The sequence below is a fragment of the Dactylosporangium sp. NPDC050688 genome (genome assembly GCF_040654515.1).
Taxonomy (GTDB): Bacteria; Actinomycetota; Actinomycetes; order Mycobacteriales; family Micromonosporaceae; genus Dactylosporangium.
In genome coordinates, this window is sequence record NZ_JBFAIC010000012.1 from 1 (window position 1) to 15,990 (window position 15,990).

Annotated in this window: 15 protein-coding genes and 1 pseudogene; 8 read left to right on the plus strand and 8 right to left on the minus strand. The window is 71.1% G+C overall.

The window, feature by feature from the left end; genetic code table 11:
• The 8 genes and pseudogenes from AB0H83_RS14090 to clpB all read left to right on the plus strand — a co-directional run.
• Positions 1–420: pseudogene (locus AB0H83_RS14090) on the plus strand (hypothetical protein); the annotation flags it as partial.
• Between the two features lie 184 nt (positions 421–604).
• Positions 605–1,288: a BON domain-containing protein gene (locus AB0H83_RS14095; protein WP_360092238.1), complete on the plus strand. Its 684-nt coding sequence runs from the start codon at positions 605–607 to the stop codon at positions 1,286–1,288.
• A gap of 198 nt (positions 1,289–1,486) precedes the next feature.
• Positions 1,487–2,128, plus strand: coding sequence for an Hsp20/alpha crystallin family protein (locus tag AB0H83_RS14100; protein ID WP_360092241.1), 642 nt, complete (start codon positions 1,487–1,489; stop codon positions 2,126–2,128).
• Positions 2,129–2,401: 273 nt separating this feature from the next.
• A complete protein-coding gene (gene dnaK / locus AB0H83_RS14105; RefSeq protein ID WP_360092244.1) occupies positions 2,402–4,309 on the plus strand; it encodes a molecular chaperone DnaK in 1,908 nt (635 codons plus the stop codon).
• 3 nt (positions 4,310–4,312) lie between these two features.
• Positions 4,313–4,885, plus strand: a complete 573-nt coding sequence (locus tag AB0H83_RS14110; RefSeq protein WP_360092247.1) for a nucleotide exchange factor GrpE — start codon at positions 4,313–4,315, stop codon at positions 4,883–4,885.
• Positions 4,875–5,837: a DnaJ C-terminal domain-containing protein gene (locus AB0H83_RS14115; protein ID WP_360092250.1), complete on the plus strand. Its 963-nt coding sequence runs from the start codon at positions 4,875–4,877 to the stop codon at positions 5,835–5,837. Before AB0H83_RS14110 ends, AB0H83_RS14115 begins: the two co-directional genes overlap by 11 nt.
• Positions 5,834–6,124, plus strand: coding sequence for a chaperone modulator CbpM (locus AB0H83_RS14120; protein ID WP_360092253.1), 291 nt, complete (start codon positions 5,834–5,836; stop codon positions 6,122–6,124). Before AB0H83_RS14115 ends, AB0H83_RS14120 begins: the two co-directional genes overlap by 4 nt.
• The gene (gene clpB, locus AB0H83_RS14125; protein WP_360092256.1) at positions 6,115–8,751 is read left to right on the plus strand and encodes an ATP-dependent chaperone ClpB; all 2,637 of its coding nucleotides are present in this window, start codon (positions 6,115–6,117) and stop codon (positions 8,749–8,751) included. The genes AB0H83_RS14120 and clpB overlap by 10 nt, the downstream gene beginning before the upstream one ends.
• Before the next feature lie 280 nt (positions 8,752–9,031).
• Here clpB and AB0H83_RS14130 read toward each other — a convergent pair whose 3' ends face one another.
• Genes AB0H83_RS14130 through AB0H83_RS14165 form a run of 8 tightly spaced genes read right to left on the minus strand, consistent with a single transcriptional unit; the run spans position 9,032 to position 15,901 of the window.
• Positions 9,032–10,360 carry a hypothetical protein gene (locus tag AB0H83_RS14130; RefSeq protein ID WP_360092259.1) on the minus strand — a complete coding sequence of 443 codons (1,329 nt, stop codon included), beginning with the start codon at positions 10,358–10,360 and terminating at the stop codon, positions 9,032–9,034.
• Between the two features lie 43 nt (positions 10,361–10,403).
• Positions 10,404–10,820: an HIT domain-containing protein gene (locus AB0H83_RS14135; protein ID WP_360092262.1), complete on the minus strand. Its 417-nt coding sequence runs from the start codon at positions 10,818–10,820 to the stop codon at positions 10,404–10,406.
• Position 10,821: 1 nt separating this feature from the next.
• Positions 10,822–11,919, minus strand: a complete 1,098-nt coding sequence (locus tag AB0H83_RS14140; protein ID WP_360092265.1) for a glycosyltransferase — start codon at positions 11,917–11,919, stop codon at positions 10,822–10,824.
• Positions 11,916–12,446, minus strand: coding sequence for a deoxycytidine triphosphate deaminase (locus tag AB0H83_RS14145; RefSeq protein WP_360092268.1), 531 nt, complete (start codon positions 12,444–12,446; stop codon positions 11,916–11,918). Before AB0H83_RS14145 ends, AB0H83_RS14140 begins: the two co-directional genes overlap by 4 nt.
• Positions 12,437–12,964 (minus strand): dCTP deaminase, encoded by a 528-nt coding sequence (gene dcd / locus AB0H83_RS14150; protein ID WP_360092271.1) that lies wholly within the window; start codon positions 12,962–12,964, stop codon positions 12,437–12,439. The genes AB0H83_RS14145 and dcd overlap by 10 nt, the downstream gene beginning before the upstream one ends.
• Positions 12,965–12,973: 9 nt before the next feature.
• Positions 12,974–14,320, minus strand: coding sequence for a hypothetical protein (locus AB0H83_RS14155; RefSeq protein WP_360092274.1), 1,347 nt, complete (start codon positions 14,318–14,320; stop codon positions 12,974–12,976).
• Positions 14,321–14,351: 31 nt separating this feature from the next.
• Positions 14,352–15,443 (minus strand): succinyl-diaminopimelate desuccinylase, encoded by a 1,092-nt coding sequence (gene dapE / locus AB0H83_RS14160; protein WP_360092277.1) that lies wholly within the window; start codon positions 15,441–15,443, stop codon positions 14,352–14,354.
• Complete coding sequence (locus AB0H83_RS14165; protein ID WP_360092280.1) at positions 15,440–15,901, minus strand: DapH/DapD/GlmU-related protein; 462 nt, start codon at positions 15,899–15,901, stop codon at positions 15,440–15,442. The genes dapE and AB0H83_RS14165 overlap by 4 nt, the downstream gene beginning before the upstream one ends.
• Positions 15,902–15,990: the final 89 nt, after the last annotated feature.

Consider the following 15,990-nt stretch of genomic DNA (forward strand, 5'->3'; position numbering starts at 1 on the left):
CGCCGGCTAACGTACGAAACGCTCGATCGACTCCAGGCGGCCGGGAAGCTGGCAGCGACCGCTCCGGCCCGGGCCGGAGGCACGTCAACGCCGGCAGCGCGCGCGGTGCACGAAGGCGGGCGGGAGGTTCGACCACACCATCGGCGTGCGCTCCAGCGTCTGGAAACCGCGCCGAGGTCGGCGGTGAAGTCCCGCGCCGGCACGGTCCACGCCGGCGCCCGCTTGTCCGAGGTTGGCAATCTGTTGTTGACCGACCTCGACATGAACACCGAGTCGGTGCGATTTCGTGGCAAGGGTGCGAAGGACCGGCGGCTGCGGTTCGGGCCGAAGACCGCCCGGGCCTTGAGTAAGTACCTGCGGGCCCGGGCGAAGCAGAGCACCGGCCGCGCGGCCGAGGACACCGCAGCCACCCTCACGTAGTCGCCGGGGCCCGTGCCGACCCGCTTGCACGGTCGCGGATCGTGTTTTCCGCTGTCATGACGCCAATTGGGATTGCCGCCCACCTCACTCTTTGCGGGTGGTTTCGCGGTGGTCGGGTCGACGAACCGTTGAACGTGGTCCGACGGAAGGAGTAGCACCCGAGGAGCAGCACGGAGGAGCAGGCATGAGTACCGCAACCTTTACGCGCGCAGACGCCGACATCGAGCGGGACGTGATCGAGGAACTGCGGTGGGATTCCCGCCTGCAGCCCAATGCCATAGCGGTCGGGGTGCACCACGGCGTGGTGACATTGGCCGGATGGGTCGACAGCTATCAGAAGAAGTTGGCCGCCGAGCGCGCGGTGCACCGGATCCGCGGGGTGAAGGCGGTCGCCAACGACATCGAGGTCCGGTTGCCGATCTCGGCGCAGCTGCCGGATTCCGAGATCGCCGCGTCAGCCGTCCGCGCGTTGGAGTGGGACGCGTTCATCCCGATCGAGCGCGTCGAGGTGACGGTGTCCAGAGGCTGGGTCACGCTGCGTGGCGAGGTCGAATGGGAGCATCAGCGCAGGGCCGCGCAACGCGCCGTGGACACGCTACCCGGTGTGCGCGGAGTGACCAATCTGCTCTCGGTACGTCCGCGCCCTCGTGTGCAGCCATCACCGAGAGACCTGCGCACGCGGATCGAGGAGGCACTGGTACGCAGCGCCGAGACCGACGCTGAGCACGTGAACGTCGACGTGCAGAACGACAAGGTCGTGCTCACCGGTCAGGTCCGTTCGTGGGCCGAGCGGGAGGAAGCCGAACGCGTCGCCTGGTCGGCGCCGGGCGTGACCGCCGTCGAGAACCGCATCGTCATCGCCCCGTGAGGTGGATCGCCGCAGTCGCGGTCGTGGGCCGCGATGCAGACCGCGACGCATCGAGTCCGGCAGGGTCGGTGGCGCATGACGACATTTGTCGAAGCGCCGACCCCTGCGGTCGTCCGGGACCAGGGAAGCGGATTTACCTGCGTCCGGACAAACGTTTGGGAACGCCAGCACTCGCGCTCGGAAAGGAAACCGATCACGATGACACTCGCACCTTTCTCGTCCTGGCAGCGCCGCGGCGGGCCGCTGGCTGGCACGCTGGCGTACCGCTGGAATCCGCGCCGCGAGGTGGACGAGCTCAACAGCAGGTTCGGTCAACTCATCCAGTCGCTCATCAGCGGTGAAGCCGGGATCGGCGGATCGGCCGGCTGGTCGCCGCCGGTCGACGTGGAGGAGACCGAGGACGCCTATGTCGTCGACGTCGACCTGCCCAACGTGAGCCCGGAGGACGTCAACCTCGAGATGCGCGGGGAGGAGCTGCGGATCTCCGGCGCGTTCCAGGAGCGCAGCCGGGGTGGCGTCGTGCGCCGCCAGGGGCGTCAGACCGGTGAGTTCGAGTACATGATCGACCTGCCCAGCGACATCGACAGCGACCAGGTGCAGGCCGCCTACAGCAACGGCGTGCTCACGGTGACGGTTCCGAAGGCCAGGAACGCGCAGCCGCGCCGGATCGAGATCCAGGCGCAGGGCGACCAGCAGGGCAACCAGCGACTGAGCCAGCAGCAGACAGGCCAGTCCGCCACGGGACAGCAGCAGGCGGCGCAGCGGGGCACCCAGCGGTCCGGATCGCAGCAGTCCGGCGGCCCGCAGCGAGGCGGGCAGGATTCAGGCCAGCGGAGCTGACCGGGCCGTGCCGCCGACGTACACCGACATGGTGTGAAAGCACGGCGCGAGGGCACCCCGGCCGACGTGGCGCGACCTCACGCAGGCCGGGGTGCTCACGGGCCGCAGCCGGGCCGACGCGCCCGTCAGCGGCCTCAAATCCGCCGCAGCGAGCCGTGTCCGCGCGGCGGATGGGCCAGAGCATCAGCCATCTGCGTCGGAGGAAAGCGCTCTACTGCAAGCACGGCAGGCTTTCGGCGACGCACCAGTCCCATCCCCGAGAAGGAGCCGGTCATGGCCAGAGCTGTAGGTATCGATCTCGGCACGACCAATTCGGTGATCGCCGCGTTCGAGGGTGGCCAGCCGACCGTCGTGCCGAATGCGGAGGGCAGCCGGACCACGCCGTCGGTCGTCGCGTACACCGACACCGGTGAGCGGCTCGTCGGTCAGCTCGCCAGGCGGCAGTCGGTGCTGAACCCCAAGGGCACCGTGTACTCCGCGAAGCGGTTCATCGGCCGGAAGTTCGACGAGATCACCGAAGAGGCCAGGACGGTCACGTACGACGTCGTGCCCGGGCCCGACGGGATGGTCCGGTTCGACATCCGCGGTAAGCAGGTTTCGCCGGAGGAGGTCTCCGCACAGATCCTGCGCAAGCTCGCCGATGACGCCGCGAAGTACCTCGGCGAGAAGGTCACCGAAGCCGTCGTCACCGTCCCGGCCTACTTCAACGACGCCCAGCGGCAGGCCACCAAGGACGCCGGCCGGATCGCCGGCCTCGAAGTGCTGCGGATCATCAACGAGCCCACCGCGGCCGCCCTCGCCTACGGCCTGGACAAGAAGGGCCACGAGACGGTCCTCGTCTTCGACCTGGGTGGCGGCACGTTCGACGTGAGCATCCTCGACGTCGGCGACGGCGTGGTCGAGGTCCGGGCCACGTCCGGTGACACGCACCTCGGCGGCGACAACTTCGACCACCGCCTGGTCGACCACCTCGCCGATACGTTCCGCAAGGAGCAGGGCATCGACCTGCGTCAGGACCCGCAGGCGCTGCAGCGGCTCACCGAGGCCGCCGAGCGGGCGAAGATCGAGCTGTCGTCGGTGACGCAGGCCCAGGTGAACCTGCCGTTCATCACCGCCGACGCGTCCGGCCCGAAGCACCTCACGACGACGGTCACCCGCTCGACGTTCGAGGAGCTCACCCACGACCTGCTGGAGCGTACCAACGGCCCGGTGCGCCAAGCGATGAGCGATGCCGGCGTCAAGGCCGACGACCTCGACGAGGTGATCCTCGTCGGCGGCGCGACCCGGATGCCGGCTGTGCAGGCGCTGGTGCGCCGGCTCACCGGTGGCAAGGACCCCAACATGACAGTGAACCCGGACGAGGTCGTCGCGCTCGGCGCCGCGATCCAGGCCGGGGTGCTCAAGGGCGACGTCCGTGACGTCGTGCTGCTCGACGTCACCCCGCTGTCGCTGGGAGTGGAGACCCTCGGCGGGCTGATGACGAAGATCATCGACCGGAACACGACGATCCCGACCCGCCGCACCGAGACGTTCTCCACAGCGCAGGACAACCAGCCCGCCGTTGACGTGGTGGTGTTGCAGGGCGAGCGGGAACGCGCCGCGGACAATCGGGTCCTGGGCCGGATGCGGCTGGAGAACATCCGCCCAGCTCCGCGCGGCGAACCACAGATCGAGGTCACCTACGACATCGACGCCAACGGCATCCTCAACGTGTCCGCACGCGACAAGGACACCGGCGCCGAGCAGAAGATCACCGTCACCGAGAGCGGCACGCTGGACAAGGGCGAGGTCGAGCGGATGGTGCGCGAGGCCGAGCAGCACCGCGCCGCGGACCAGCGGGCGCGTCAGGAGATCGACGCCCGCAACGACCTCGACAGTGTCGCGCACCAGGTGCGGCGCAGCCTCGACGAACTCGGTGACCAGGTCCCCGAACATGAGCGGGCCCGCGCCGACCTGCTCGTGCAGGAAGCCCGGCAGGCCGTCGACGGGCAGGCGCCGATGGATCAGGTGCAGAACCTCACCAACGACCTCCGGCAGATCCTGTTCGCGCTGCAGTCCGCCGCGCAGCAACCGGCCGGTGGGGGACAGCCCACGGGCCAGGAAGCAGGGCAGGCCGCTGGGCGGTCCGGCGGGTCGGCTCCGGCCGATGACGTCATCGACGCCGACTTCAGCGGAGGGTGAGCCATGGCCGAGCCCAACGGCGAGAGGATCCACGCCGCCACCGATGACCCGGCCCCAGAGGCGAACCGGCCCGGGACCGAGGCGGCGGACCGGCCGGAGGACCCGGTGCTCGCCGAGGTGCGGGAGCGGGCGCAGCGGGCGATCGCCGACGCCGACAACGCCCGCAAGCGGGCCGAGCGGACGGCCGCCGAGCGGGTCACCGCCGAGCGGCAGCGGGTCGCCGCGGCGTGGCTGCCCGTGCTGGACAACCTCGACCTCGCGCTGCGCCACGCCGGCGCGGACCCCGAGGCGATCGTGCAGGGCGTGGCACAGGTCAGGGAACAGGCTGCGGACGTCCTGGCCCGGCTCGGCTTCGGCCCGGTCGGTGCGGTCGGTGAGCCGTTCGACCCGGCCCGGCACGAGGCGGCCGAAGCGGTCGAGGAGCCGGACGTACCGGCCGGCACGATCGTGCGGGTCATCCGCCCGGGCTACGGCGGCGACACGTTCCTGCTGCGCCCGGCCGTCGTGGCCGTGGCCCGCGCCGGCGGCGGGGGTGCCGAGGGGGCAGACCCGGAGCGGGGCTCCGATGGTGGCTGACCGGCGCGACTTCTACGAGGTCCTCGGCGTCCCGCGGACTGCGGCGGCGGAGGACATCCAGCGCGCGTACCGCACGCTGGCCCGCCGCAACCATCCGGACGTCAACAAGGAGCCGGGCGCCGAGGACCGGTTCAAAGACATCACCGAGGCCTACGACGTGCTCTCGGATCCGAAGAGCCGCCGCAAGTACGACCGGTTCGGCGCCCAGTGGCGGCAGGTGCCCGACGACGTCGAGCAGCGCGCCGGGGCCCGGCAGCGTGCGTCGGCCGGCGCCGGGTTCGCCGGTCAGGGCGCCGGCTTCGGCGGTCGGAGCGGCATCGGCGAGGAAGTCGACCTCGAGGACCTGCTCGGCAGCATCTTCGGCGGGGGACAGCGCCGTGGCGGCGACCGTTTCGGACGTGGGCCGGTGCCCGGCGCCGACACCGAGGCCGAGATCACCATCAGTGTCGAGGACGCCTACCACGGCGGCCGGCGCAGGATCACGCTACCCGGCGCCACCGGTGGCCGCGCCCGCGAGTACGAGGTGAACATCCCGGCCGGGGTCACCGAGGGGCAGCGGATCCGGCTCGCGGGCCAAGGTTCCGGCGGCGCCCGCGGCGGCCCGCCCGGCGACCTGTACCTGGTGGTACACATCGCGCCGCACGCCCGGTACAAGGTCAGCGGCCGCAACATCACAGTGGAGACCCCGGTGGCGCCGTGGGAGGCGGCGCTGGGCGCCACGGTGCCGGTCGAGACGCCCGGCGGCGCCGTGCGGGTCGAGGTCCCGCCAGGCACGTCGTCCGGGCGGCGGCTGCGGCTGCGCGGCCGGGGCCTGCCGAACCCGCGCGGCGCCCCCGGCGACTTCTACGCCGAGATCAGGATGATGGTGCCGGCACAGCTGAGCGACGCCGAACGGCGACTGTTCGAGGAACTCGCGACGGTGTCGTCGTACAACCCGCGAGGTGACCGATGACCTACGCCCTGATGTGCCGCCCCTACCTGTCCACGGACGCGTTCGCCGCCGCCGCCGGCCTGCACCCGGACCTGATCTCCCGGCTGGTCGCGCTCGGCCTGCTGGAACCACACGTCGACGAGCTCGGCCGCCGCTGGTTCGCCCAGACGCAACTCAACCGGCTCGCCCGGATCCGCCGGCTGCACGCCGGACTGCCGCTGAACTACGCGGCGGTCGGCATCGTGCTCGACCTGCTCACCCGCATCGACGAACTTGAGGCGCAACTCAGGAGGCGGACATGGACCTGAACCGACTCACCGAGAAGTCCCAGCAGGCGCTGCACGACGCCCAGACGAAAGCGATGCGGCACGGCCACATCGAAGTCGACGGCGAGCACCTGCTGCTCGGCCTGCTCGACCAGCCCGACGGTGTCACGGTGCGGCTGCTCACCGGCCTGGGCGTCGACATCGAACAGCTGCGCGAACGCGTCGAACGCGACCTGCGGCGCCGGCCGAGCGTGACCGGGCCCGGCGCGCAGCCCGGCCAGGTGACGGTCACCCGCCGGCTCGCCGCGGACCTCGACGCCGCCGAACGTGAGGCCGGCCGGCTCAAGGACGAGTACATCTCCGTCGAGCACCTGCTCCTGGCGCTCGTCGACGAGGGTGCCTCCACCGACGCCGGCCGGGCCCTGCACGACCTCGGTGTCACCCGGGAGCGGCTGCTCAACCAGCTCACCCAGCTGCGCGGGGCGCAGCGGGTCACCTCCGCGAACCCGGAGGTCGCCTACGAGGCCCTCACCAAGTACGGCCGGGACCTCGTCGCCGACGCCCGCGCCGGCCGGCTCGACCCCGTCATCGGGCGGGACGAGGAGATCCGCCGCGTCGTGCAGATCGTGTCGCGTAAGACGAAGAACAACCCCGTCCTCATCGGCGACCCGGGTGTGGGCAAGACTGCGATCGTCGAGGGCCTCGCCCAGCGGATCGTCAACAACGACGTGCCGGAAGGGCTGCGCGACAAGACGGTCTTCGCGCTGGACATGGGCTCCCTGGTGGCCGGGGCGAAGTACCGCGGCGAGTTCGAGGAGCGGCTCAAGGCCGTGCTCGCCGAGGTGACCGCCGCACAGGGCCGGATCCTGCTGTTCGTCGACGAACTGCACACCGTGCTGGGCGCCGGCGCCGCAGAGGGGTCGATGGACGCCGGGAACATGCTCAAGCCGATGCTCGCCCGCGGCGAGCTGCGCATGATCGGGGCGACCACCCTCGACGAGTACCGCAAGCACATCGAGAAGGACGCCGCGTTCGAACGCCGGGTCCAGCCCATTCTGGTGCCGGAACCCAGCCCGGACGACGCGGTCACCATCCTCCGCGGGCTGCGGGAACGCCTCGAGGTGTTCCACGGCGTACGAATCCAGGACGGCGCCCTCATCGCCGCGGTCCAGCTGTCCCACCGGTACATCGCCGACCGGTTCCTGCCGGACAAGGCCATCGACCTCGTCGACGAGGCCTGCGCGATGCTGCGCACCGAGATCGACTCACAGCCGGCCGAACTCGACGCGGCCGCCCGGCGCCTGCTGCGGCTGGAGATGGAGGAGACCGCACTGTCCAAGGAGGACGACCCGGCCAGCACCGCCCGGCTGGACCAGATCCGGCGGGAGATCACCGACCTGCGCGGGGAGGTCGATGCGATGCGCGCCCAGTGGAACGCCGAACGCCAGGCGATCCGCAAGGTGCAGAGCCTGCGCGAGGAGACCGAGCGGATCCGGCGGGAGGCAGAGGCGGCCGAACGGGGCTACGACCTGGATCGCGCCGCGGAGCTGCGCCTGGGCAGGCTTCCGGAGCTGGAGCGGCGGCTGCGCGCCGAGGAGGAGCGGCTCACCGCCAAGCAGAGCGGGCACCGGCTGCTGCGCGAGGTCGTCACGCCCGACGAGATCGCCGGGATCGTGGCGCGCTGGACCGGCATCCCCGTCAGCCGGCTGCTGGAGGGGGAGCGGGACAAGCTGCTGCGCCTGGAGGACATCCTGCACGAGCGCGTCATCGGCCAGGACGAGGCCGTCCAGGTCGTCGCGGACGCTGTCATCCGCGCCCGCTCCGGAATCAAGGACCCGCGCCGCCCGATCGGCTCGTTCCTGTTCCTGGGCCCCACCGGCGTCGGCAAGACCGAGCTGGCCAAGACCCTCGCCGCGGCGCTGTTCGACACCGAGGACAACTTGGTCCGGCTCGACATGAGCGAGTACCAGGAACGGCACACCGTCTCCCGGCTCGTCGGCGCGCCGCCCGGCTACGTCGGCTACGAGGAGGGGGGACAGCTGACCGAGGCGGTGCGCCGCAAGCCCTACTCGGTGCTGCTGCTCGACGAGATCGAGAAGGCGCACACCGACGTGTTCAACATCCTGCTGCAGCTGCTCGACGACGGACGGCTCACCGACGCGCAGGGGCGCACTGTCGACTTCCGCAACACGGTCGTCATCATGACGAGCAACCTCGGATCGCAGCACCTCCTGCAGGGCGTCACCCCGGATGGACAGCTGACCGACCAGGCCCGCGCCGCGGTCATGACGGCGCTGCGCGAATACTTCCGCCCGGAGTTCCTCAACCGCATCGACGAGACGGTGCTGTTCAAGCCGTTGACCCTGCCGGAGATCGAGCGGATCGTCGACCTGCTGCTCGACGACCTCCGCGCCCGCCTTGCGGACCGGCGGATCACCGTCGAGGTCACCGAGGCGACCCGGCGCTTCATCGCAGAGGCCGGGTTCGACCCGGTGTTCGGCGCCCGCCCGCTGCGCCGCTTCCTGCAGCGCGAGGTCGAAACCCGCATCGCCCGCACCCTGCTGACCGGCGACGTCCTCGACGGCGCGACCATTACCGTCGACCGAGGGCCCGACGGGATCGACATCGACTGGACCAACGAGCCGGCAACGACCCCGGCGGCCGCCTGACCGTCCGGCTCGCGGCCTGATGAGCAGCGAGGATTCTGGACCGCCACCTGATGCCGCAACACGAGCAGTTCGACGTCCTTCGCGCCGCCGTCCCGGGCGAGCTGGGTCAGCATCTGCAGGATCTGACGTAGGAGCAGGTACACCAGCGAGGCTGCCACGCCCTGGATCATCCCCCTACCCCGTCTCGCAGACTTCAGCCGTACCCGAGAATCGGCAGGTCACAGCCTATGGATGGGGTTCTCGGCACCCACACGGTTGCGGGTCGGGCGTGGGTGCAGTCCTACGTCAGCGACTCGTGGAAGACGCAGCCGAGCCGGGCGCCGTGGCCGACCGAGATGACCCCCTCGTCGGTCGCCTCCTGCGCGCGGATTAGGCAGCCCGCGTAGCCGCCGGGCCCGGCCAGGGTTTCGCCGGCCACGAAGACGCCCCAATTCAGCACGAGGTTGCGGGCAGGGCCGTCGGCCGGATACTCCTCGACGCTCGGCCTGACCCGCTGCTGGAGGATGTACGGGCCGCCGACGGCGCGCTCGACGTGCGCCAGCCACTCGGCGGGATCGGTCTGCCAGCCCAGCAGGACGCCCTGCCCGCCGTGCAGGTTGGTGGGTTTGAGGACCAGCTCGTCCTGCCGGGCGCGGGCGTAGGCGACGAGGTTGACGCCGGAACCGCCGGGATCGGTCGAGTGTTGCCTCATGTACCGAGTCCACGGCAGGAACCGGTCGACGCAGTCGAGCTCGTCGACGCTGAAGTGCTGCCGATGTTGGTTGTCGGACAGCACGGCGAGGGTTCCTTTGCTGCCGTACAGTTCCGCGTCCAGGCCGCTGCACATCTCGACCTCGCGGGCGGCGACAGCCCGAACCACCGGCGTCAGCTCGTCGCCGAGGTCCGGGTAGGAGAAGTCGCCGAGCATGAACTGCCGCAGGATACCGTCGACGCGGCGGCCGTCGATGTACGGGTGGCCACCGCGATACGTCAGCTCGGCCGGGTGGCAGGCGCGGCCAAGCACGCCTTCGGCCTCCAGCAGCGTCGTGAGCCCTTGCAGGGTGCCGCCGCCGGCGGGGATATTCTTGGCGAGGTCGACGACGGCGAACAGCGGGTCCGGGGTGTCGCGGGCGCTGCGGCAGGTGGCGACGAGCGTGCGGGCCAGAGCCGCGACCGGGTCCTGAAACTGCAGCCCGCGGGCCTCGACATGGGCTCGCAGCGGCTCCTGCCGCAGCAGTGCCCGGTTCACCCGGGCCACCTCGAGGCCGCCGAGTGCGGTCGTAACGTTGAGCTCGAGCAGGCGGAAGTGTTCGCCGTCGTGGTACAGGTCGGCCCGGGCGTAGGGCAGCAGCGGCCCGGCCGCCGCGGCCGATGCGATGAGGGCGGCGTCGCGGTCCTCGAACCCGACGCCCCGCGCCATCGCCGCGACGCTGCCGTCGAACAGGCGCTCCGGCAGCGACCTGGCGAGAGCAAGCACCGTCTGCAGGTCACGCGTCACGGTGCGGACCTCGGTGGCGCTGAGGTACGCGGGCGCGGCGAGCAGCCGGTCGGTGAACGCCGTGTCGAGGATCGGATCCTCGCCCGGCGCCGGCAGCTGCGTGCGCGGCCCGGGCAGGAAATGCGTAGCCATGGATGAGATCCTCTCCGATTCACAGGTGCGTCACTGGGTTGCCTCACAGAGCGAGCCTCGCCCTGGTGGCGGCGAGCGCGTCCAATCCGACCGGGGCGGCCACCCACGGCCGGGCGAGGTGGTCGCCCGCCAGCCGCGGCACCAGGTGGACGTGCAGGTGGAAGACATCCTGCCAGCCTGCGGCGCCGTTGGCCTGGAACAGCGTCAGGCCGTCGGGGCGCAGCACGTTGCGCAGGCGGCGCGCCATCCGGTGGACGGTGCGCATCACCGCCACCGCGTCCTCCTCGTCGGCATCCCACAGGTCGGTGCAGTGTCGGCGCGGGATGACCAGCGTGTGCCCGTCCATGACCGCCGTGATGTCCAGGAACGCGACGGTGTGGTCGTCCTGGAACAGCACTGCGGCGGGGTGTCGACCGTCGGCGATGGCGCAGAACACGCAGTTGCGCACCGGTGCGTCCATGTCAAGACCGTCCGGCGAGCAGTTCCGCGGACAGTTGGCGCAGGCTCGCGGCGGTCCGGGACAGCGGGTAGTGGGCGCTGTTGGCGAAGCCGGCCTCGGCCAGTTCGTCGAGCGAGGCTGGGGCGCGGCGCAGCCGCTGGAGGGCGGCGGCGAGCGCGGCCGGGTCGGCGAAGTCTACCGCGACGGCGCTGTCACCGAGGATCTCAATCAGGCCGGGCACCGGCTGGTAGGCCACCGGCAGCCCGCACGCCTGCGCCTCGATCGCGACCAGCCCGAACGCCTCCAGCTTCAGGGAGGGCACGATCAGCAGGTCGTACCGCGTGAACTCCTGCCACAGCAGGTGTCGTGGCAGCCATCCGAGGTGGTGGACACCGACGAGGCCGGCGGTCTCGGCGAGCCGGGTGAACTGCTCCGGCGGCGCGGCCACGCTGAGCTGGACCCCGGCGACGCCGGCCGTCGCAGCGATGATTCGCGAGGTGATCTTCTCGCCGCTGAGGCGGCCCGCGTACAGCACGCGCAGGACGTCCGGGCGGCGGGGAGCCCGCCGCGGCCGGTGGGTCAGCAGGTGGTCGGGGACGCCCCAGGGGATGTGCACCAGGCGCCCGGCCGCCGGCGCGAGCCGCCGCAGCCGGTCAGCCATCGCCAGGGCCGGCACGACGACCGCGTCCGCCGCGGCCACGGTGTCGCGCAAGACCTGCGCCTGGGTCCGATCCTCGGCCGCGACCAGCAGGTCGGTGCCATGCACGAGCGCGATCGTCGCGGCGTGCGGCAGGGCGCTCAGCAGCGCCGGGGTGGCCCCGAACGTCAGATGCTGCAGGTGTACGACGTGGTAGTCCTCCATTGTGAAGGCCGCCCCAATCGACGCCTCCAGCTTCTGCACGTAGGACCGGAACGCGGGGCCAGACAGCGCCTTGTCGGCCGCCGGGAGCAGCCGGACGCCTGAGGTGTCGCTCGAGGTGGAGTCAGCGGCGGTGGCCGGCGGCAGCATGAATACGTCCGCCGGGACGAGCGGCGGCGCGCCGAGGTACAAGTCGCGCAGCAATTCGACGCTGCCTCCGGGGCTGTCGCACGGCAGGTCGATGCCGGTGAGGATCTTCACTGGAACTCCTCGTGCAGCCGGGAGACGTCGATGCCGTCGCTGCCGACGTACTTGCGGCCCATCGTCTGGTAGCTCTCGATCTCGCCGTGGACGCGCAGGAACACGAGCTTGCCGAACGTCATCCGGGGGTAGACCCGCACGGGCCGGATTGTGCGCATCTCGAGCGTCCAGCGGATCGCGTGCCCGACGTGCCCCAGCGGCGCCGAGACGTGCACCCAAACGCCGAGGGTGCCGATCGTCCGGTCGCCGTTGATCAGCTGCGCGTACCGCTCCGACAGCGTGCGTTCGTGGGTGACGCCGAGGTAGAGCGTGTCCGGCAGCAGGATCAGCCCTTCGGCCGGGATGACCTGCTCGGGTAGCTCGGAGGGGGTCGCGGCGTCCAACTCCGTCCGGCACACCCGGATGGCGTCGCCGAGGCGCCAGTCGTAGGCGTTGGGCGACAGCCGGCGCGGGTCGAACGGGTCGATCGTGATGTCACCGCGCCGCACCGCCTGGAGGATCTCCGGGCCGGTGAGGATCACTGCCACACCGCCTTGTCCCGCCAGTAGCGCGACTCCTGCGGGCCGATGGCGCCCTGGTACTTGCCGCTGTACAGGTCGATCTCACCGAACGACGTGAAGAACATGATCTGGCCGATCCGCATGCCGGGGTACACGCGCAGCGGCCGGATCGCGGACAGCATGAGCGTCCACTGGCCGTGGAACCCGATGTCGCCGATCGGCGCGGTGATCTCGACGAAGAGCCCGAGCCGGCCGACGGAGGAACGGCCGAAGAGCAGGGGAACGTAGTGGTCGGAGCCCACCTCCTCAACCGTGTGCCCCAGGTAGAGCTCGCCGGGCTGCAGCACGAACCCGTCCGGCTCGATCTTGTTCACCTCAGTCGGGTTGGGCCGGTAGGCGTCGATGACGTCCCCGCTGTAGGTGAGCAGGGTCTCGCCGAGGCATATGTTGTAGCTGTTGGGATTCACCTGGTCCGGGCTGAACGGCGAGATGACGATTCGGCCGTTATGCGCGGACGCGACGATCTCCGGGCCTGTCAGGATCACGCGACCACCTCAGGCGCCGGCATAGGTGCGGAAGAACTCGGCCGACTGCGGCCAGTGCGTCTGCTGCCAGGTGCGCAGGTCCTGGTTGCTGGCGCCGGTGGGAACGGCGATCAGGCGCTCGTCGAACCAGCGCACGAGGTGGTCGCATCGGTCCCGGAACTCCTGGCGGGTGTCGCCGGTCACCACGACCTGGCCGACGCCCTGGATGGTGGTGGTCGTGTCCGGCACGACGGAGCCGAACGGCAGCTCGAGCCGCACGTGTTCGATCCCCGGCAGCTGCCGGATCTGCTCCGGCGACGGGTACCCGACGAGCACGCCCGGGCGGGTCGCCAGGAAGGTCGAGCCGACCACCCCAGGGCGGACTGCCGGTTTGATCATTGGGTCGGTGCCGAGGGCGCACAGCACGGACGCCTCGCCGAGGTCCACGCCGAACTTGCACTGCACGACCTCGTGGGTGAGGCCGCCGCCGCGCCGTGCCGCGCACTCCCCGAACACGACCGTTCCCGTGGCCGCCTGGTGGAACAGTTCCAGGTGGAACACGCCGTCGACCAGCCCGAGGGCGGGCAGCGCCCGCTCCAGCAGCGGGGCCACCAGACGGTAGACCGGCTCGTCGGCGACGGGGTCGAACCGTTCGCCTCGCATGACCGCGTCCTCGGTGACGATGCTGAGGCAGGGTGCGGAGTAGGCGCCGACGCAGAAGAACTGGATGATGCCGCCGAAGCAGACGCCTTCGACCACCCACTCATCGCCAGCGATGAACTCCTCCAGCACGAACGTGCGCGTGGGCAGCCTGCGGCGGCGGTACTCCGCGCAGGTGGCGAGGAACTCCTCCGTACTGCGCACGACGGAGGTGTTCCTGGTGCCGCCGCCGGCGATCGGTTTGAGCACCGCGACGTCGAACCCGGTGAAGGCGTCCGGGTCCGGCGCGTAGACGTCCTCGACGACGCGCGACCGGGCGACGGTGACACCGGCCGCCGCGACGATCTGCTTCTGCAGCCACTTGTCGCGGAAGTTGACTGCCGTACGCGGTGCCGGGCCCCGGATGCCGAGAATGTTCGCCAGTGCCGCCGCAGCCACGAGGCCGTGTTCGGAGTTGGTCTGCACGCAGCGGTAGTCGCGGTCGGCCGCGCCGGCCCGGTGCAAGCTGAACAGCAGGCTCTCCAGGTTGTCCGGGTCCTCGGCGAAGATGAGCTCAGCACTGTCCGGGATCGGAGCGTGGCTCCAGTCGTTGACGAACAGCCCCCAGTTGTTCTGCGGGCTGTGCAGCACGACGGGCGTGATGCCGTTGCGCAGGAAGGCGCGGATCGCATACGGGTCGGCGCCGATCAGCAGCGCAGACGGTTCGTTACCGGACATGTACACCCCCGTTGTCGATGGTTCAGAGCTGTCAAACAGGTCGCGGGTGGCCGGTGGTCAGCCACGCCGCAAGCAGCCGCTCGCATTCGCCTATGGACGCCAGCGCGACGGACTCATCACCGGCGTGCGCGAGTTCCGGGTCGCCGGGCCCGAGGTTGACGGCCGGCACGCCGATCGCGGCGAAGCGGGCCACGTCGGTCCACCCGTACTTGGGACGCACCGGCACCGCGGTGGCCGCGATGAACTCCTGCACGATCGGTTCGCCGAGCGCCGGGGCGGCGGCCGGTGCGGCGCGCACGAGCGTGACCTCGTACTCGCCGAAAATCTCCCGGATCCGGTGCAGCGCCGCCTCCGGCGTCTTGTCCGGGGCGAATCGGTAGTTGAGGCGGACCACGCAGCGGTCGGGTACGACGTTGTTGGTGCCGCCGCCGGTGATGCCGACCGCGAGGATGCCTTCGCGGTACCGCAGGCCGTCGACGGTGACGGGGATCGGCTCGTGCTCGGTGAGCCGCTGCAGGATCGGCAGGCTGCCGTGGATGGCGTTGTCGCCCAGCCACGCGCGGGCCGAGTGGGCGGCGCGGCCGGTGACCTCGACATCCACCCATAGGGAGCCCTGGCAGCCGGCCTCGAGCGTGAGGTCCGTCGGCTCCAATAGCACGGCCAGGTCACCGGCGAGTCGTCCGGGTGCGCGGTCGATCAGGCGCTCCAGCCCGCTGGGAACCCCGGCGACCTCCTCGTTGTCATAGAACACGTAGGTCAGATCGCGGCGCGGGTCGGTCACCGTCGCGGCCAGCCGCAGCAGCACGGCGACGCCGGACTTCATGTCGGAGGTGCCGCGGCCGTGCAGCCGGCCGTCGCACAGCCGGGCCGGGACGGAGCCAGGGACGGTGTCGAGGTGGCCAGCGAGTACGACGCGCTGCGCCCGGCCGAGCTCGGTGGCCGCGACGACGGTGTCGCCGTCGCGATGCAGCCGCAAGTGCGGCAGCCGCCGCAGCGCCGACTCGACGGCGTCGGCCAGCGCCCGCTCCTCGCCGCTGACCGAGGGGATGCCGACCAGCCGGGCGGTGAGGGCAGCGGCGTCCAGACCGAGGTCCAGATCGGGCTTGCCGGTGGAGATGGTCACGCCCCGGCCGCCAGGTCGTACTCGCGGACCAGTTCGTTCAGCGCGACCTTGTCCAGCGACTCGCCCTCCTGCAGGCGCCGCAGCACCAGTATGCACGGCATGGCGAAGTCACCGCCCGCGGACCGCTGCAGCCGGGACGAGCCCACGCTGACGGACCACGCGGGCAGCTCGCCGCGCGGCAGTTCCTCGCCGGTGGCGCGGTCGAAGACCCGGGTCGAGGCGGTCAGGATGGCGCCGGCGCCGAGCTTGGCGCCGCGCCGCACGCGGGCGCCCTCCACCACGATGCTGCGCGAGCCGATGAACGCGTCGTCCTCGACCACCACCGGCGCGGCGCTCTCGGGCTCCAGGACGCCGCCGAGTCCGGCGCCGCCGGGGTCCCCGGGTTCTCCTGGCTGTCGAAGGAGTTCCTGGCCGCCGAGGCGCGGACGGCGGGCTTCGGCCCGGTCACGACGTCGCACTTCGTCTACGACCGCCCCATCTCCGGCCCTCGGAACCGGGCAATCATGATCGCCGCCGTGGGCGCGGCCGCCGCGCCGCGGGGCATCCA